Here is a 17,941-nt window from a genome sequence, read left to right as displayed (position 1 = left end):
ACACGGCTGAGCCAGAATTATAGTGAGTCCAGTTTGAAATCATCTCATGGCTGCCGCTTCTCCCCCTTGTCACGGACGGACTTTCGCCCAAAGAGCTGTTTGAGGGCCGCCACAAGTCGTGACAGCTCAGACCTGTGGATGACGTGTCCTTGACCAGTAATCTGTAGGTGTTGACAGTTCTCCATGTGTGCCTTATACGCTTCGATCGCTCGCTTCTGCTCCTGGATGACCGCCTCCTTCTCTTCCAGGGCACGTTTAAGCTCGATGGTTCGGTGGATTTGGGACTTTAGCATGGCATCAGCCGCGTCCGACCTCCAGGATTCAAGATGACGGTCCTCTCCTTCTACTGACTTTCCGCTCCGCGAATGCACATCTGCAGCGCGCTGCGCGCAATCGGCCTGAGCTGTTTTTGAAAGCACGATCCCCATGGCGACATAGCCCCGAATCCCTTGCCATGATGACCCTACATCCCTGTGAGCAGTCCAGAATCGTTCGATGTCGCCACCTTGCAGTCCGCTCAGGATCTTAAGACTGTCCAGGCCTCCTTCAAGCATCTCTACATAGGGGGCCAAGAGGCCATCAAGCGTACGCCAATGAAACGGCTCATCGTATTTGCGATCCTTGAGATTCGCGAGACGATCATCGCTGGCGCCAACATATGTGGTCAGGATAACCGTCCCACCGGGCTTCAGGACGCGGACGAGTTCTGACAAAACCAGCGCTTCATCCCCGTTGGCAAGACTTTCGATCACCGATGCGCACGTGACAAGGTCAAATGTCGAATCGCTAAATGCCAATCGGCGTAAGTCCATCCACTGATGGTTCACGCGAGAGCCGTAGACCTCGTTCACTCTTGCCGTTTTCAACGTCTCGATCACTCCTTCGTCAAAGTCAACCGCGTCTACTTCAGCGTCCATCGATGCAAAGAAATGGGGGAGGGGAGTAACTCCGCAGCCCGCACCTAGGACCTTCTGGCGCCGCCCTCTTTCCAGTACGGGAAGCGCATGATGCAATACAAAGGAGTATTCGAGTCTCCGAATCGGCCAACGTATAATATCTGCGTATCTCCTAGAGAGATAGCTCTTCCCGAGGATCGTTCCCTCCCCGATCTGAGCGTCCATGATCGTCGAATAGGGCGCGAGATGCTGCTCGTAAATGGCGGTCTTGTGACTGAACACTTTTCCCGGGAGGTCCGCGAGGAGTTCGACCTTCTGAAAAACCGGACGGGGAGAGAAAGACATTGGCCGTCGCTCTGGCTGCGGGGTTATTTCAATTCTCAGCTCAATTGCAGGAAGCTCGCGGCGCGCAGTGGGCGCTGATGTGTCATCCTCGTCTCGAACATAACCATATCTGGTGAGCAAGCCAGGGTCGTGTTGTCGGAAAAGCCTCTCGTCATCTGGTGAGAACGTCTCGCGCAAGGCGGCGAAAGTTCTGCAAGAGGACCCGTCCCCACCGGCCGCAACCAATGAGACCGGTTCGACATTCTCTCCCTGCTATCGTTTCAGTTCTCACGGGGAACGCTCCGTCCGGACTCCCCGTACGCCACCCCCGCGCCCTTCGTCGCCAGACGTGCGGGATCTGGTTGCTCTCTGGGTCTATTCGACTGCGAGCTTGCGAATTTTATAGCAGAGCCGGCGCCGATCATTCTTGATTCCTAAATCGGTTGGGTCGAACCAGGAGGTCGAGAGCAGGGTCACTTCAAAGAGCGCTGAAGATCGCATCACGTCCGGGATCTGCCATGCTAAGGTAAACGAGCGGGGCTTGACGGTGAACGGGCCGTCCAGAAGCCGCCCGTTGACTTGGGCATGGATCGCCGTCCTGAAGCCGTCCCGGGGTAGCGTTGGGAGTTCGCCTTCAAGGCGAAGGCAAGTGGCCTGGCCAGGGTTGACCAGTAGAAAATGCGCCTTCCGCGAAGCCCAGCCGTCGGGATAATAGCCTTGCGCATGTAGAACAATGCCGCCGGTGATGCTTCCCAGTAGGGGACTTATAAGCCGCGATAGGACACCAAGCCCGTCCACACCGCCTGGGAGGAGCTGCTTTACAAGGGTCCGAAGACTCTTCCAAACAGTTTCTAACCCATAGATGATGTAGGCCGGAGGATACATCCTTGTCCCATGCCTTCGCATTATGGTGACCAGCTCGCGGAATCGCTTGACCCCTCCAGAATAGGTTTTCGCCTCCGGGTACTGGCGCAAGTTTGCAAAATACTCAGGAAGGTACTCCACGTTGAACTTTTTCGCGATGCGGATCCAGAGGTCCCAATCCATCCCCCAGTGAAGCGTTTCGTCCAGCATGTCGATGGACTCGAACACTTCTCGTCTAAAGAAGGTAGTCTGCTGCAGGATATAGTCCGAAAGGTAGACCAGTCTCCAAAGATCGAAGGGTTCTGTCCACGGAAAGCGTCCCTTCGCCCGACTTGTTTCGTCAATCTGATATCCCTCTCCGTACACCATCATGGTATCGGGATGCTCCACAAGGTGGGCGACTGCTTTTCGCACCGCGCCTGGCAAATAGGTATCGTCCGAGTTGAGCCAGGCCAGGAGTTCGCCCTTGGCCAGCCAAAAGCCCTTATTGATGGCATCAGATTGTCCGCGATCCGGCTCAGAGAGCCAGGTGAGCCGACCCTCGTACCTCTTTAAGATTTCTAGAGTATTGTCAGTCGAGCCACCATCGACGACGATATACTCAATGTGAGGGTAATCCTGATTTAAGATACTTAAGATTGTTTCCTCGATGAAGTGGCCCTGGTTATAGGAAGGCGTGATGATGGACACTAATGGGCCTGCTCGCACGACCTCGTTACGAGTGCGTAGTTCGTCAGGGTTCACGATCGCGGGATGCGTCGCAGGAGGACAAGGTGGTGAGTGGAGGCTGAATGAGGTGCTTCGACTGAGCTCAGAGGTAATAGCTTTATACACTTCATGCGCTTCGTGTTTCCCTTCCGGCACAGAAACCAAGACCTCCTCTTATATACGTTTCCAGTAGTGTCCCAACGTTGAATAACGTTGGGACACTACTGCGTCAAGCAGTATATCCAGAAGGTCATCCGGTTGCGCCGCAGCATCCCTGTCATTTCCGAAGGCTTTTCCCGTCACCTCTTCTGAAAATCGCTTGAAGTTGTTTTCTATAATCGCATAGCCCAACTCTTCTTTACTTTTAAAATAGTTAGAAATTCCCTTTTCCGACGCTGCTTTCCTTCGGAATCCCCCCAATGCTCGTATGATTAAAACCCCTCAGATGCACCAAACGAGATGCGATCTCAATAATGTGGTCTTTAGCGCCAGACATGATTGCTCCATTTAAACCGACCGGTTAGTACAAAAATTATTTTAACGAATTCCGGCTACGTTAGTCAAAGAAGAAGGAGAGGTTACCCCTGAATAATGTTTTTACCCTATCAGGTCGGTAGAGCGAGAACCCAGCAGGCGGTTGGACCAGTTATGAGGAGAAAGTCGGCGGATGCATGAGAGGATGGGATAGCGGAGAGCTCTCCGGGGGGTAGCGGAGAGCTCTCCAGCTTTAACCCATTGGACGCGACGTCCGTGTTTGGGAAGCGATCGCCGGCTGAGCGACCCTGCGACTTTGCTGCCGCTTCAGACAGTCGATCGCAACGACCACTACCAACGATCAGAGGAAAAACTGCAACACTGCTATGTTTAGAAAGCAACAAGCGTGCCACATCATATCTCGGCGGCTGAACCTCGTATGCAACAAAGAATAAGGCGCAATCTTATTGATTTATTGGCTTCAGGAAGGATTCGGTAAGAGAGTGAAATCTGGTAGATGCAAGCGATGCACCAGACGATAGTACCGAATTAGATACAATATAGAATCAGAAAAGGTACGCAGAATGTAACCTTTTGGTTGAATTAAGAGTGATCTTTTTCGGTGAGACTCGGAATCTTAATCTCAAGTAACCGGATAAGCTTGGCCAGATAGGTACGCTGAAGTCCAAGGATCTCTGCCGCCTTCGTCTGATTGCCGTGCGAACGCTTGAGGGCATCCTGAATCGTCCACCGCTTGAACTCCTTGACAGCCTCATGGAACTCCTTTTCTCTGAACGTTTCGCGGCGCGGGCCTGCGGTAACTTGAGGCGGCAGGTCCTCCGAGCCGATCTGGTCCCCTGTGCTCAAGACCATCGCCCGTTCGATCACGTTCTCTAGCTCGCGCACATTTCCTGGCCAGTGATACGCGATCAAGTCGTCCAGCGTACCGAAGGCGAGGAGCTTCATAGGCTTCTTCAACGCGCCCGCGTACTTTCGTAGGAAGTAATCGATCAAAACCGGGATATCCTCTTTCCGCTCTCTCAGCGGCGGCAGCTTTATGCTGACGACGTTCAGTCGATAGAAAAGATCTTCGCGAAAGCCGCCATCCCGCACAGCTCGCTCGAGATCGCCGTTGGTAGCCGCGATGACGCGGATGTCGGCCTTGATCGTACGGGTTCCCCCAACCCGTTCAAACTCATGGTCCTGCAGGACACGGAGTAGTTTCGTTTGGATACTTGCCGGGACCTCCCCGATTTCGTCGAGAAATACCGTGCCGCGATCCGCAATTTCGAACTTCCCTCTCTTGAGTTGATGCGCGCCCGTGAAGGCCCCTTTTTCGTGGCCGAAGAGCTCGCTTTCCAGCAACTGGTCCGGGATGGCCGCGCAATTGACGACAGTGAACGGATGGTTGGCTCGAGGACTCCACCGGTGAATGCTTCTGGCCAAGACCTCTTTCCCTGTTCCGCTTTCGCCAAGGAGCAGGATGGTTGAGTTGCTGTCGGCGGCGCGGCGGGCAAGCTGCAGCAGATTCTTCATAGCCGGATTTTCCGCTACGACCTGGACGAGGCGACCCTCCATCTCTGTCTGTAAGAAGCGATTTTGCGCTCGCAGGGACTCCCGCTCGAACGCCTTGCGCAGGACGATTTCCAGGTACTGTGAATCGACAGGCTTGGTGATAAAGTCGTAGGCGCCCTCCTTCATGGCCTCCACAGCGTTTTCAATGCTTGCGTGCGCAGTCACAACGATGACCGTCGCGTCTAATCCTTCGCGCTTCAATGATCTCAGGACGTCGATCCCTGACATCTTCGGCATCTGCAGATCAAGCAGGACAACCACGGGCATCTCCCGCCGGATCTGCTCTAAGGCCTCAGAGCCGCTGGATGCGACAAGAACCTGCGCGTTCATCACCCGCAACCGGCTCTGGAGAATTTTCCTGGCCGATGGATCATCGTCGACAATCAGAACTTTTGCGCGATACCCTTCCATCTCTCCTCCAGCAGAAGTCCTCTTCCACACTCACCGGCAACCTTTTCCTGCCGGTTTCAACAATCTTTTGCCGATGCGGGTACTTATGGACCGATGAAGCGTCGAATCATCTCCAAGAGGTCCCGTGGCCGGAAGGGCTTCGCGATATAAGCGTTACAACCCGCATCGCGCGCCAACTGGTCATCCCCGCTCAGGGCAAACGAGGTGATGGCGATGACCGGAATCTGGGCGAGCAAGGGATCCGCCCTGATCGTGCGAGTTACTTCGAGACCGGACAGCTTAGGCAACTGAACATCCATCAGGATGAGATCAGGGCGCTGCCGAGCCAGCGCAACGAGCGCTGCCTCCCCATTGTAAGCCTCCACGATTTCATAGTTGTTTTTGGAGAGAAGGTCCCTGATGATTTTCCGATTATATTCGTTGTCCTCGACATGCAAGATCAGTTTTCCGCTCATCGTCTATCCCTCACTGGATTCGGAGCGGAATCCTGAAGTAGAAGATTGACCCCTTTCCGACCTGGCTTTCCGCCCAGATGGACCCCCCATGCATCTCGACCAGCCGCTTGGCGATGCTCAGTCCCAACCCGCTTCCGCCGTATTCCCGGGTGATGGAGCTATCAACCTGGCGAAATTCGCTGAAAATACTCTGTAACTCCTCGGCCGGAATGCCGATTCCCGTGTCTGCCACGGTGATCTCAATCTGATCGCCGGGGTTCCAGGGCTTCGCCTCTTCCTCCTCCCGCCTCGCCCCCGGTACCTCACACTCCTTAACACGTACACATCGGGCGGTGACGATAATCGATCCCCCTGCCGGGGTGAACTTGATGGCATTGCCTACCAGATTCATCAGGATCTGGGTGATGCGCTTGCTATCGCTGACCGCCGACGGCAGACCCGCCTCAACTCGGCTGACCAACTCCAGTTGCTTTTCTGCAGCGAGGGATCGCGTTGCTGAGATTACAGAGTCGATAAATGACTGAATGGAGTATTGACCCAAATTCAACTGCATTTGTCCGGCTTCGATCTTTGAGAGATCCAACACATCGTTGATGAGCCTGAGCAAATGCCGGCCGTTTGTGTGGATATCTTCGATCGACTCGCGCAACTCGTCTGGAACCTTGCCGTAGACCTCATCGATGATCAACTCGGTAAATCCCAGGATCGCGTTCAGAGGCGTCCGTAACTCATGACTCATGTTGGCCAGAAACTCTGATTTGTGGCGACTCGCCCGCGCGAGTTGACGGTTCGTCTCTTCCACCTCCTGGAAAAGCTGGGCGTTCTCTATAGCCACTGCCGCCTGAGAGGCGAAGATGCGGAGCAGGTCGAACTGCGGCGCAATCGGCTTTCGGCTAACCGCGTTGTCGGCGGCAAGGACTCCAACAGAACGTCTTCGAGAGATCAGCGGCAAGACCACGAAGTTGCGAGAGCGCAGGGCTGTTACCTTATCGTACGGGGGCTGCACCCGAAGCTCCGGGGGAACCCCATGTCTCTCCTCAATGATGATCTCGACTCGATCTCGATAGGCCCGCGCTAACGTGGGCACCTCGTCGGAGATTGGCACCTGAACTGTCCCTGACGCTGATGAAAAACCGACAGCGGCAGCCATCTCAAGAAAAAGATCCTCGCGATCCGGTAGCCAGATAATAATTCGATCAAACCCAATAACTTCATGCGCCCCTTTCAGAATTAAGTTCAGCCGTTCTGACAGGGGGAGTGGTTCCTGCATGGACACGCCGAGCTGGTGCAGGTGGCGTAGTTGAGAGGTCCGTTCGCGGATCCGATCTTCCAGGTTCCGGTTCAAGTCCCGGAGCTCCGTGGCAACCCTCGTCCGCTCATCGAGGGTTCGTTTCAATGCCTTGGCCATCTCGTTGTAGGTTGTTGCCAATGTCCCGATCTCATCCCGAGAATCGACCGGGATTTCCTGGTCGATCTGTCCCTCGGCCATCCGCGCGGCAGATTCCGTCAATCGGGTAATCGGCTGTGTGATCCTCCGGGAGAGAGCGTATGCGGCAAGGGTGCCGGCAGCCAAAAAGATAATAGACAGAATGGCCCAGAGTTTGATCAAGTAGGCTGAGTGGGCATCAATGTTTCGCATCGACAGGCCGACTCTTGCAATCCCGATGACTCGAGTTCGGTTCTCACCGGGACCTCGATCGGACCCGGGCATCCCGAAGAATTGTTCCTCAATCAGGCGGACTTCGGCAGAGAGGATCGGGGCGTAGAACTCCAAGAACGACTCGCCCGCGGCGTCCTTGAGGGTCCTGCTGACAGGTTGGCGGGTGGCTAGGATCCGTGTGCGGATCTCATCGCTCAAGGGTTCGATGATCGATGCTGGACCGGATTGGGCTAGGGCCTTGCCTCCGCCGATCAGGCGCTTTCCAGTGTCGTTGTAAATAAAGACGTAGGCAACATCTTCTTCACCGGTGATCCCGCGCAACGAGGCGTTCAGAAACCGCTCGTCCTCACTAAACACGCCCAGCTCGCCGCTGGCGGCCAGATTACTGGCGAGAGCCTTTCCCTGTTTCGCAAACTCTCGACGCAGCAATCTGTTGTGCTGATAGAGCGACATCCCACCAAAGAGGACGCAGAGCGCCAGGATCATCGGAATGATCGACCACAAGACCTTCGTCCTGAATCTGGTCATCCGTCTGATTACCATCTGCTTATCCTTCCGCTACCCATGGTCTCTCTTGAGCTATCGAATCACCACGGCTGCCCGGTCAAGGATCTCCTTCGGGATGTGCACACCGAGCTTGCCGGCGATCTTCAGATTCACCGCCAACCGCACCTTTCTTGCTGTCGTAAACGGGATCTGTTCGACGCTCCTGCCGGAAAGAATCCCGTTCGCCAACTCAGAGGCCTGGCTTCCGATATCCCACCCGCTTTCAAAAGAGAGACCGAACAGAGCGCCCATTCGAACCTGATTTTCTGAGAGACCTAGAACGGGAATCTTATGTCTGAAGGAGAAGAGCAGCATGTACTGGACCGATTCCGACGTCAGAACGGTCAGATCCGGCAAGATCCAGAGGGCGTCGATCTCATCCTGTATGGCATCGAGGGCAGCAAACGAGTCCTTTGGTGAGGTGATAGCCTTTGTCACGAGTCTGAGGCCAAGATCCTTGGCGAGTCGTTCAGCCTGTCTCACCAAAAAGCCGGTCTGAGAGGGATCATAAATGACGCCGATTCTCCTCACCTGGGGCGAGACTTTTTTCAGCAGGGCAAGTTGTTGTTCAATCGGAACATTCATACTCGCCCCGGTGATATTGCGAGCCTCTTGCCCGATCACTGTGGTGGGGTTCAGCACCATAGCAAAGACAACCGGGATATCTTGTACTTCTTCGACCACAACCTGTAAGGCCCAGATCCCTACCGCAAGGATGAGATCCGGCTTGGGACCGGACTTGAGTCGCGCCAGGAACTTCTTCCCTCTCTGGAGGTCTCCCTCCATATCGTACTCGACGATGGTAGATTCCTGCAAAGCGCTCTTGAACCCCTCCAGCGCTTCATTGTAGACATCGACATCGGCGCTCTTGAGCGCGATGATCTTTGCTGCCTCTGTCGGCGTCGAGGAGAAGACAATTGCTCCAACGACGATATAGGCCATACAGACGAGGGAGGCGGTACGAATTGTCAGGAATGACATTCAGGAGATCCTACGACATTAGAAAAGATACTCGACCCCTACTGTCGGAATAAAATCGGCCCGGAGGCCGCTATTTTTGTCCAGTGGAATCTGGACGTTCGCCCGGAGTATCCAGGAATTGAGAGGATTCCATTTCACGCCGAGGGATAGGTCCACGGTATGGTTCCCGGTTCCGTTTCCTTCAGGCTTCTGTCGACCGATCACGTCCGCATCAAACGACAGCTTTGACAGGAGACGCGCGTCGAAACCAAGAGCATACCTGATGGTGTTCTGCTCAAGGTCCTTGGTGTCGATCTCGTAGCCGACATTGACGTGAGGGGTGAACCATCGCCCATAGGTTTTGGACGCTATAAGGAGGCCGGCTAGGTTCGTCCCGCCGGTTCCCAGGAGTCGTCCCTCATCCCCCGTCGGAAGCTTCACTTCGACCAGAAACGCCAGGTCAGGGGCGAAGCTATTGGAGTTGCGAAAGAAGTTATATTTCGTTCGAAGGATGATATCCCCGAGGCCGGTCTCATCACCACCTCCGGAGGCGCTGCAGGTGGCGGTAGAGTTGCGTGGGACGACAGAAGGGTTACAGTTGGAGTTGGGCCCGAACCGGTGGATCGGGAGGCTGCCGCTTATGGTGCCACCGGGATTGCCAAACTGATCGAAGATGGCAGCAGAAGCCCTGGCAGTGAGTCGAACATGGATGAAGGGGACGACGAGTCCCACGTCCCATGCTGAGGTGAAACCGTACGTCGCGATGAAGGCAAAAATGTCTTCATTGAGATCGACCTTGAGCTTGGCGCGGATGATGTCACTCTCAAAGCTGAACGGGCCGCTCGTATCTCGGATCCCGTTTCCGTTAGCATCGTCCCGCAGGAACACAAGCTCCAAGTTATCGAGGTCTTTGCCTTGCAGCTTGGTGAAGCTCAGCCGAGTGTACGTGAAGGTCACATCGAGCTTGTGCGCGCCAAGGGTCGTGGCGCGCTCCGTCAGTAAGGGACCGAGGCTTTCAGTGGTTCGAACCGGAATCCCGCGATCCAAGTCGAAGGTGAAACCGGTCACCGAGGAGCTAAACGAGGGAAGCCCTATTGAGGAGGTCAACTGGGTATTGAGCTGGTCAAGTCCCTGAAGCGATGATGCCTGAAAACGGGACTCCTGGGTGAAAAAGGGGAGGCCGATTGGTTCGAGGAGGATCCCCTTGCTGCCATAGAGATTCCTGATGGTATTCTTGAGATCCGTAGCCTCGGCGGGACGGGCGAACCATCCAATCCAGAGGATCAGCAAAAGGGTTGTGGTGGCTCGGAGGCGCAAGGTCATCCAAAAACTCCCAGGATAAGCACAACGGCGATCGCCCCCTTGCCTTGTTGTCGCGTAGGGTGGGGCACACAGACGAACCTGGAAAGAAACCTAGCAGAAATCGTGCAACCGATACCATACCAGAGAAAACAGAGTCAAGTCATTTTCAGGGGGTGGCAGAACAATCCAAGCTTATGGTCACCAGCCCCACCGGCGAGGTGCCGCACGGCAGGGCTCGCCGGCACTGGTACCCCTGAACCCACTATTATAAGATGCCTCCCGGTTTCTTTCTTCTGGAATCGGACTAGGTCAGTTTCACAGCCGTTCCCGTATAGATCACCTTCGTGGCCGTAAACTTGACAGCGGGGAAGACGACGAACTTCTTCGGATCTGTAAACTCAAAACTTTCTGTAGCCGTATTCAGACCAATAATTGCGTTAGCCCCCATCTGGTACGCTTGTTTGATCAGACTGTGCATCGCCTCCCGCTCGGCCAGCTTTCGCTCCTCATCATTCGAGGCGGGTATTTGCGATGTTCCTGTGACGGGACCCAGTACCTGTTCCGTTACTCGTCCCGAGATGGAGTCTGAGGTAACTATAGTAATCCGATTCTGATAAATCTGGATCTCCTTATCTAGATTGATTCTTCTCTTCTTCATTCGATACGCGTGGAGAAAGGGCCACGCTAAACCAAATAAAGCCATCACGACAAAGATCACAGCCAATACAGGGGCCATTTTTCCCTCCTATGATTCCTCCCCCCATGACCCGGCCTCCCGCCACCGCGGCCACAGCCTGGCCTGCAAGGGTCCAGCCGTCAAAAGAGCGTTGCGTCCACTACGCAGGTACTGCTCGACACGCGAAGCGCGAAGGGTTACAACGTACGTGCCGGAACGGCCTATCCTTTGCCCGCTCTGATCTGATGTGTTTACCGGGCGACTCTTGCGCCGTGGCCTCATACGCCGGTTAGCGAGTGCGCAGAGAAACTGCCTGCGTGCCGCTGAGCGGCAGTCGTAGGTGGCTTGCGCGCCCTGTATAGCGACAATGTACCGAATAGCGTCGCATACCTCGCTGTCTCCGCCACGTCCTCAAATCCGGCGTCCCGGAAAAGCAGAGGCAGGCGTCCCTCCACGTTATCAGCAGTTCTGGCGAAACTGTCACCGAGACGCACAGAAAAAGCCAACGCGCGCATCAGCAGGTTGTGGGGTCGCCCCCAGTCGGCGACGTGCAACTCTCCCCCGGGGCGCAGAACGCGAAAGATCTCCTGCAGCGTTCGGGTCTTCTCGGATCGTGTCAGATGGTGCAGCATCAGGCTCGAGAGGACTCGATCGAACGCGCCATCGGCAAAAGGGATCGCAAAGCAGAACGCCTGAACGAACGCAATGTCCTCGACATGCCTGTGGGCCTTTGACCTCGCAATGCCCAGCACGTTCATATCACCATCCAGGCCAATAGCCAACAGAGATTTTAACCTGCGCCTCAGCAACAACAGTAGTGTTCCCGTGCCGCACCCCACATCCAGAATCCGAGCGGCTTCATCGAGGCCTGCTTCATCCAGGAGGCGACTCTTGAAGCTCATCTCGCGTGTGGTAAGGCGAACGAGGGGATCGTAGAGTGGGGTGAGGAAATTCCAGCCCAGCGCCGGGATATATCCTGCCTTCTTATAACCCATCCTTAATCCTAAATCCTATCCTCCGCACCCGCTGACCGCAGGACTCAACCGCATGCTACGTGCAATATCAATGCGGAACGCGCGGGATGTCAAGCGCTTTCTCCGAGGTTGGGTGCAACTCGACAGGTGACTCTGTCGTGTCCTCCCATTGAAGACATCAGATGATTGACAGCAATTTCGAAAGGATCTAAATAAGTGGGTGGTCGGCATCTGGGTTGGAGACTGTTCAGGGGGAGGCGACGCTTTCCTGGAAGGACCGCACTCTTGCCGCGTCCGCAAAAACGACTTGACGTTCGATTCCGATAAACCGCCTTGCTGGCGCCGCGAGCAGGGTGCGGATCAACAACATCCGGACAAAAGTTTTGAAACTGCTGGGGGATTGCAGATTTGGTTGTGAACTGGTGAAATATTGTGTATCATAAATGCGTATTTTCTGCTCAAGCAAAAGCGTAAGAGGTGAAGGATTTTAGGAGGAAGCTTGCCCCGATGACAAATAGGATCAACAACATCACAGCGAACATCTCATCCCAGAACACTGACCAGCTAAAGGCCGCCTTAGCGGAGGTGTCGACGCTTTCCGACCTCTCTTCCGAGGAGAAGCAGGAACTGGCGGCGGCGATCTCCACTACCTTCTACCGCGATCCCGGCGACGATGCGGAACTGTCTCAACTCATTGATCAGAGCGAGTCGGTCCTGGCCTCTCTTGGCGCAGAGGTGGCTGAGTGGATGATCGAGCAACTCGTTGAGGCTGATGCGGAATCGGCGGAGCATTTCGCGGGCGCCTTGGGGCAGGTCGGCGCTCCTGTCGTCGATCTGCTTCGCTCCTGGTTCGATACGAGCAGGAGCGACGACTACGCGCAAATAAACCTTCTGTTGGCGGCGGGACATTTCACCGATCCGGCCATTGCCAGGATCCTGCCTGAGGCCGTCAGATGCGCAGAGTCTTCCAATAAACAGGTGAAGTCCGCCGCCTTGTACTGTGTGGGGCGGATCTTCAACCGCATCCCCCCTGAGACGATCAGCGATGCGGACCGGACGATGCTGTTTGACAGGCTGTTCGCCGGTCTTGCGGATCCGTCGCCCCTTGTCCGCAGGCACGCCGTGCGCGCCATAGGCAAAGGCGTTCGCCACTCCTATTTCACGCCGGAGCAGGTGGAGAAAAGTCACAACGCCTTCCGTGCCATCCTCGGGATGGATCACTTCGACTGGGACAGTGCCTTTATCGTCCGTAGTGAAGCCGAATATCAGCTTCACTACTGCCAGCATAGCTCGCAAGCAAGCGAGAACCTATCCAGGGGCAGATACCACCAGGATTTTTCGATACTTGAAAAGCGGGAGCTGTGCGCCAACACGTACTACTTCAAGGTCAACGCGCCGCTTCTGGCTAAAAAGATACAGGCCGGGCAGTTCATCATCATGCGGCCCAACTCTGACAGCGAGCGCATCCCCCTCTCCATTGCCGGATGGGACAGGGACAAAGGGTACATCGAAATCGTCATCATGGCGGCGGGCAGGACCTCCACCGAGGCCACACAGAAAAACGTGGGCGACAGCTTCCAGGACGTTGTGGGGCCGCTGGGCCAGCGCTCCCATGTGACCAAATACGAGGGCGCCTGCGTGGTGCTCGGTGGCGGCTACGGCACGGGCGCCGTCATCCCCACGGCGCGGGATTTGAGGCAGCTCGGCAACAAGGTCTACGGCGTGGTGGGCGCCCGCACGAAGGACCTGCTGATACTGGTGGACGAGCTCAAGGCGGTGTGCGACGAGGTGTTCGTCACCACCAATGACGGGTCGGTCGGCATTCAAGGCTTCGTCACCCACGCGCTGGAGAAGATCATGGCGCGGGAGAAGGTGTCCATGGTGTTGGCGGTCGGCCCCGTGCCGATGATGATGGCCGTCGCCAAGATGACGGAGGGGAAGGGGATCGAGGCATGGGTCTCGCTGAACGCCATCATGGTGGACGGCACCGGTATGTGCGGCGCCTGTCGGGTGACGGTAGGCGGCAAAACCAGGTTCGCCTGCTATCACGGGCCGGATTTCAACGCGCACCAGGTGGACTTCAACGAGTTGGTGAAGCGCCAGCAGATGTTCGTGGAACAGGAAAAGATCGCCTTTGAGGCGATGCATCGATAAGGGAGAGACGTCAACATGGCAGAAGTCACGAAGGGGTTAAGCTCGAAGGAGCGGATGAAGAAGCCGCGTAACGTCATGCCGTTGCATTCGGCAGGGCTGCGCATTCACACCTGGGAGGAGGTGCCTGTCGGCTACTCACAGGAGCAGGCCATGGACGAGGCTATACGGTGCATTCAGTGCAAGAAGCCCGAATGCGTGCCCGCGTGCCCCGTAGGCATTAACATCCCTGCCTTCATTAAGCTGGTTGAGGAGGGGGACATCGGCGCCGCGGCAAAAAAGATTCGAGAGACCAACTTCCTTCCAGCCGCCTGCGGCCGGGTCTGCCCTCAGGACAAGCAGTGCGAAGCGGTGTGCGTTGTGGGCAAGAAGAATGATCCGGTGGGCATCGGCAATCTGGAACGGTTTGTGGCGGACTACGAGCGGGAGCACAAGCTGGACCGGATTCCGGACATGCCACCCTTGACCGGCAAGCGGGTGGCCGTTATCGGCTCCGGTCCCGCGGGGCTGACCTGCGCCTACGAGCTTCGCACCCGCGGCCATGAGGTGACGGTATTCGAGGCGTTCCACCGGGGCGGGGGTGTGATGGTATACGGCATCCCTCGGTTTCGCCTGCCGCTGGAGGTCATTGACGAAGATCTCAAGCTGCTTGAAGATATGGGGGTCGAGTTCGTCTATAACATGGTCATCGGCAAGATCCTGACCATCGATGACCTGCTGGAAAAGGAAGGATTTGATGCGGTGTTCATCGGCACCGGCGCCGGCCTACCGAAGATGCTGGGCATTCCCGGCGAAAATCTGAATGGTGTCTATTCTGCCAACGAATATCTCACCAGAATCTATCTCATGAACGCCAACCAGTTCCCCCACTATCCCACGCCCCTCTACCAAGGCAAGAAGATGGCGGTCATCGGCGCCGGCAATACCGCCATGGACGTACTTCGTACCGGCAAGAGGCTTGGGGCGGATGTCACCTGTTACTACCGCCGCTCTCACGAGGAGGCCCCAGCCAGGACGGAGGAGCTGGAGCACGCCGAGCAGGAGTTTATCAACTTTAAATGGCTGTCCAACCCCGTGGAGTTCATCGGTGACGAGCGCCACTTCGTCAAAGGCGTCAAGTGTGAGGTGATGAAGCTGTCTGAACCGGATGAATCCGGCAGACGAAAGCCGCTGCCCACCGGCGAGTATTTCATCGATGAGGTGGACACGGTGGTGTTCTCATTGGGATGCGACGTGAACCCGATCATCCCCAGCATGACGCCTGAGCTCCGCACGAACAAGTGGGGCATTGTCATGGTGGATCCCACGACCTTCTATACAAGTAAGAAGGGTGTCTTCGCCGGCGGCGACGTCGTTACTGGCGGCTCCACGGTGATCCTGGCCATGGGACAAGCGAAGCAGGCTGCCAGGCATATTCATGAATACCTTACGGACCAGTTCAACTACGAACTGAATATCCCCACTGATCCCAACGCCCCCGGCGTACAGTGGGAAGGGCGCTTTGCCAAGGCGAAGCGATAGACTCCGCTTCTAATCGATAGACATCACCAGGCGTGGGCCGACTCGCGGGATAGGCGTCTACGTGGTGCGCGATGAGCGCCTGCCAGTGCTCATCCCCGGCGCGTTCGACCGCTTCACGTATCGATTCACGCGTATAGGCCATCCCCAGACTTCCTGCTCTGTTATCGCCCTGGAACTCAACCAATTCATCTCATGCCCTGGCTCGGGCACCTTCGTCGCTTCTCAAGGTGGCTCTATACGGATAGTATAGCGTTCCACGCTTACCGTGTCAGACAAGCGCTTCAGTGACGTTCCTTGTCATTCACCTTGCCTTGTCCTCGAATTCGGACTACGCTTCTTCTGGAGCGATTCTGAATGGAGGAGAGCCCATGACGTTGAGCGCGCGTGCCCGCCTGCTGATCTCGTGTCCTGACCGTCCAGGCATCGTGGCGGCAGTGTCGCAGTGCTTGTTTGAACAGGGCGCCAATATTGTGCACTCGGACCAGCATACCACCGACCCGGAGGGGGGCGTCTTTTTCATGCGGATCGAGTTCGACCTCCCGGAGCTGGACAGTCGTGGCGCTTCACTCACGCGAGCCTTCGAGCCGGTTGCCGATCGGTTCCGGATGGAGTGGAGGCTGGCGTACGCAGCCCGTGTCAAACCCCTGGCTATCTTTGTGTCGAGGGAGGACCACTGCCTGCTGGAGCTACTCTGGCGGTGGAAGGCGGGCGACATGGCGGCAGACATTGCCATGGTGGTGAGCAATCACACCGACCTGCGCGGACTTGTAGAGGCCTACGGCATTCCTTTTCACCACATCGAGGTCACGCGGGAAAGATACGATCAGGCCGAGGCCGCACAGCTTCAACTGGTCGAGGGCAAGGTTGACCTGATCGTCATGGCTCGCTATATGCAAATCCTTTCGCCGGCTTTCATCGGCCGGTTTCCCAACCGAATTATCAACATCCACCACAGCTTTTTACCGGCCTTTGTCGGGGCGGATCCCTATGCGCAGGCGTACCTACGCGGGGTCAAATTGATCGGCGCCACGGCGCATTACGCGACCGACGCGCTGGATGCCGGGCCGATCATCGAGCAGGATGTGGAGCGGGTGGATCACCGTCACAGCGTGGAGGACCTGAAGCGGATTGGCCGCCACGTGGAGCGGATGGTGCTGGCGCGGGCCGTCACCTGGCACCTGGAGGACAAGGTGCTGGTGCACGGCAACAAAACCGTAGTGTTTGCCTAACGTTACCAGTTATCTGCTGCCGTCCTCCCCCCCACCGCGTCCTCTCAGGTTCATTCCGAACCCCAAGCGAGCGGCGGTTAGGTGCAGTGGCTGAGTGAGGCGGCAGCTTACGCCGCTGCCGACTTGGTCAATCCCAACTGTCTCCGCGCCTGAGCGAGGGGAATTCGCTTCTTGGGCTTGGAACGAGCCGCCAACAATTTCATTAACGCTTTGTTTTGGCGAGTCAATTCAATCTCGCGATCAAAATCATCGATTTCTGCCAGGATGAACTCTCGCCCATCCGGTGCACGGAGAATCAGGTTATCGTGACTTGCTTGCGCGAGCAGCCCTCGAATACTCTGAGAACGTGGAGAAATAGTCACTGTCTTCATAGGAGGAATTCCTCACCGCGACTAAACGTCTGGCGCCAAACGGTCAAAGTGAGGCGCGTGGCGTGCCCGCATCGCCTTCACTCTGCGGGTCGACGATTACTCCAGACGGAACTTCTCGTTCCACAGCGTTCTCACCCGATCCAAATCCGCGCGGGCCAATCTTCCGATACGGACCTTGAGGAGAGGCTTTTCCACCGTGACCAAACGAGACAGCCTGATTGTGGATGGTTTCTCTAGACCGGCTTCTTGCCAATTGGTTACTGGCAGGTCGAGGAAACCGCGATGCGGGACAGAGGTGATTCGACAGACGAGGCAATCGGGACCGAGGTCCATCAAGACCAGAACAGGTCTGGCCCTGGCCCCTTGCCCGGAGGTGAAAGGGAACACACAGACATACACGTCGCCGAGTTCAACGGTACTTGTCATAGACTGCGTCGTCCTCTGAGTCATCACTCAGAAACTGCTCATAGGCCGCCTTGCGCCATGTGGTGTCCTCGGGATCCATGTCCACAACAACCACAATTGTCACCTTTCCCTTTGACGGCAAAGCGGCGGCAATCTCCGGAGGTATGCTCAGAGTGGGACCGCCAGTCAATTCGGTTTCAAATTCTATCGTTTTGCTCATGGCTTCACCATAGCCTGCGACGATATCCTTGTCAATACGGCGACTCTTCCGTCGAACGAACCAAGCTGAGGGGCGCCGACGTTAGGAGGCGTGGATCTTCCCCCGAAAAAGTGGACACGACTTCACGTCACCAATCCCTCATACTCTTCCGGCGTGTGGTAGTCAATGCCAGAGTGCAGGCGGTGGTGGTTGTAGAAGCGGATGTAGAGCTTGAGCGCC

Annotated in this window: 15 protein-coding genes; 3 read left to right on the top strand and 12 right to left on the bottom strand. The window is 56.2% G+C overall.

Annotation, left to right across the window (positions count from 1 at the left end; genetic code table 11):
• Positions 1-44: 44 nt before the first annotated feature.
• The 9 genes from PHV01_RS05620 to PHV01_RS05580 form a co-directional block, all read right to left on the bottom strand.
• A complete protein-coding gene (locus PHV01_RS05620; RefSeq protein WP_337290170.1) occupies positions 45-1,241 on the bottom strand; it encodes a class I SAM-dependent methyltransferase in 1,197 nt (398 codons plus the stop codon).
• A 354-nt stretch (positions 1,242-1,595) separates the two neighbouring features.
• Positions 1,596-2,774 (bottom strand): glycosyltransferase family 2 protein, encoded by a 1,179-nt coding sequence (locus PHV01_RS05615; RefSeq protein ID WP_337290169.1) that lies wholly within the window; start codon positions 2,772-2,774, stop codon positions 1,596-1,598.
• Positions 2,775-3,869: 1,095 nt separating this feature from the next.
• Positions 3,870-5,252, bottom strand: coding sequence for a sigma-54 dependent transcriptional regulator (locus tag PHV01_RS05610; RefSeq protein ID WP_337290168.1), 1,383 nt, complete (start codon positions 5,250-5,252; stop codon positions 3,870-3,872).
• A gap of 83 nt (positions 5,253-5,335) precedes the next feature.
• Positions 5,336-5,707, bottom strand: coding sequence for a response regulator (locus PHV01_RS05605; protein WP_337290167.1), 372 nt, complete (start codon positions 5,705-5,707; stop codon positions 5,336-5,338).
• A 10-nt stretch (positions 5,708-5,717) separates the two neighbouring features.
• On the bottom strand, positions 5,718-7,910 hold the full coding sequence (locus tag PHV01_RS05600) for an ATP-binding protein (RefSeq protein WP_337290166.1): 2,193 nt from the start codon (positions 7,908-7,910) through the stop codon (positions 5,718-5,720).
• A 36-nt stretch (positions 7,911-7,946) separates the two neighbouring features.
• On the bottom strand, positions 7,947-8,894 hold the full coding sequence (locus PHV01_RS05595; RefSeq protein WP_337290165.1) for an ABC transporter substrate-binding protein: 948 nt from the start codon (positions 8,892-8,894) through the stop codon (positions 7,947-7,949).
• A gap of 18 nt (positions 8,895-8,912) precedes the next feature.
• Positions 8,913-10,196, bottom strand: a complete 1,284-nt coding sequence (locus PHV01_RS05590) for a transporter (protein ID WP_337290164.1) — start codon at positions 10,194-10,196, stop codon at positions 8,913-8,915.
• Positions 10,197-10,479: 283 nt separating this feature from the next.
• A complete protein-coding gene (locus PHV01_RS05585; protein WP_337290163.1) occupies positions 10,480-10,911 on the bottom strand; it encodes a heavy metal-binding domain-containing protein in 432 nt (143 codons plus the stop codon).
• 218 nt (positions 10,912-11,129) lie between these two features.
• The gene (locus PHV01_RS05580) at positions 11,130-11,846 is read right to left on the bottom strand and encodes a methyltransferase domain-containing protein (RefSeq protein ID WP_337290162.1); all 717 of its coding nucleotides are present in this window, start codon (positions 11,844-11,846) and stop codon (positions 11,130-11,132) included.
• 486 nt (positions 11,847-12,332) lie between these two features.
• Here PHV01_RS05580 and PHV01_RS05575 point away from each other — a divergent pair, with 486 nt between their 5' ends.
• The 3 genes from PHV01_RS05575 to purU all read left to right on the top strand — a co-directional run bounded on the left by PHV01_RS05575 (position 12,333) and on the right by purU (position 16,726).
• Positions 12,333-13,979, top strand: coding sequence for a sulfide/dihydroorotate dehydrogenase-like FAD/NAD-binding protein (locus PHV01_RS05575; RefSeq protein ID WP_337290161.1), 1,647 nt, complete (start codon positions 12,333-12,335; stop codon positions 13,977-13,979).
• Positions 13,980-13,994: 15 nt separating this feature from the next.
• Positions 13,995-15,497 carry an NADPH-dependent glutamate synthase gene (gene gltA, locus PHV01_RS05570; protein WP_337290160.1) on the top strand — a complete coding sequence of 501 codons (1,503 nt, stop codon included), beginning with the start codon at positions 13,995-13,997 and terminating at the stop codon, positions 15,495-15,497.
• 368 nt (positions 15,498-15,865) lie between these two features.
• On the top strand, positions 15,866-16,726 hold the full coding sequence (gene purU / locus PHV01_RS05565; protein WP_337290159.1) for a formyltetrahydrofolate deformylase: 861 nt from the start codon (positions 15,866-15,868) through the stop codon (positions 16,724-16,726).
• A 107-nt stretch (positions 16,727-16,833) separates the two neighbouring features.
• On the opposite strand, the gene PHV01_RS05560 is transcribed toward purU, so the two are convergent.
• The 3 genes from PHV01_RS05560 to PHV01_RS05550 form a co-directional block, all read right to left on the bottom strand.
• Positions 16,834-17,097 carry a hypothetical protein gene (locus PHV01_RS05560; protein WP_337290158.1) on the bottom strand — a complete coding sequence of 88 codons (264 nt, stop codon included), beginning with the start codon at positions 17,095-17,097 and terminating at the stop codon, positions 16,834-16,836.
• 96 nt (positions 17,098-17,193) lie between these two features.
• On the bottom strand, positions 17,194-17,523 hold the full coding sequence (locus PHV01_RS05555) for a type II toxin-antitoxin system PemK/MazF family toxin (RefSeq protein WP_337290157.1): 330 nt from the start codon (positions 17,521-17,523) through the stop codon (positions 17,194-17,196).
• Entirely contained in the window at positions 17,507-17,722 is a 216-nt protein-coding gene (locus PHV01_RS05550) for a hypothetical protein (protein ID WP_337290156.1), read from the bottom strand. The genes PHV01_RS05555 and PHV01_RS05550 overlap by 17 nt, the downstream gene beginning before the upstream one ends.
• Positions 17,723-17,941: the final 219 nt, after the last annotated feature.

Source organism: Candidatus Methylomirabilis sp. (assembly GCF_028716865.1).
In the GTDB taxonomy this organism is placed as follows: domain Bacteria; phylum Methylomirabilota; class Methylomirabilia; order Methylomirabilales; family Methylomirabilaceae; genus Methylomirabilis.
Note: the sequence above shows the minus strand (reverse complement) of the source record. Positions and strands in the feature narration are given on the sequence as shown.

Bases quoted from the DNA above. Each gene is read 5' to 3' on its own strand.
- PHV01_RS05555 (WP_337290157.1), bottom strand. From the start codon at position 17,523: ATGACAAGTACCGTTGAACTCGGCGACGTGTATGTCTGTGTGTTCCCT.
- PHV01_RS05605 (WP_337290167.1), bottom strand. From the start codon at position 5,707: ATGAGCGGAAAACTGATCTTGCATGTCGAGGACAACGAATATAATCGG.
- PHV01_RS05585 (WP_337290163.1), bottom strand. From the start codon at position 10,911: ATGGCCCCTGTATTGGCTGTGATCTTTGTCGTGATGGCTTTATTTGGT.
- PHV01_RS05600 (WP_337290166.1), bottom strand. From the start codon at position 7,910: ATGGTAATCAGACGGATGACCAGATTCAGGACGAAGGTCTTGTGGTCG.
- purU (WP_337290159.1), top strand. From the start codon at position 15,866: ATGACGTTGAGCGCGCGTGCCCGCCTGCTGATCTCGTGTCCTGACCGT.
- PHV01_RS05595 (WP_337290165.1), bottom strand. From the start codon at position 8,894: ATGTCATTCCTGACAATTCGTACCGCCTCCCTCGTCTGTATGGCCTAT.
- PHV01_RS05550 (WP_337290156.1), bottom strand. From the start codon at position 17,722: ATGAGCAAAACGATAGAATTTGAAACCGAATTGACTGGCGGTCCCACT.
- PHV01_RS05575 (WP_337290161.1), top strand. From the start codon at position 12,333: ATGACAAATAGGATCAACAACATCACAGCGAACATCTCATCCCAGAAC.
- PHV01_RS05610 (WP_337290168.1), bottom strand. From the start codon at position 5,252: ATGGAAGGGTATCGCGCAAAAGTTCTGATTGTCGACGATGATCCATCG.
- gltA (WP_337290160.1), top strand. From the start codon at position 13,995: ATGGCAGAAGTCACGAAGGGGTTAAGCTCGAAGGAGCGGATGAAGAAG.
- PHV01_RS05560 (WP_337290158.1), bottom strand. From the start codon at position 17,097: ATGAAGACAGTGACTATTTCTCCACGTTCTCAGAGTATTCGAGGGCTG.
- PHV01_RS05620 (WP_337290170.1), bottom strand. From the start codon at position 1,241: ATGTCTTTCTCTCCCCGTCCGGTTTTTCAGAAGGTCGAACTCCTCGCG.
- PHV01_RS05580 (WP_337290162.1), bottom strand. From the start codon at position 11,846: ATGGGTTATAAGAAGGCAGGATATATCCCGGCGCTGGGCTGGAATTTC.
- PHV01_RS05590 (WP_337290164.1), bottom strand. From the start codon at position 10,196: ATGACCTTGCGCCTCCGAGCCACCACAACCCTTTTGCTGATCCTCTGG.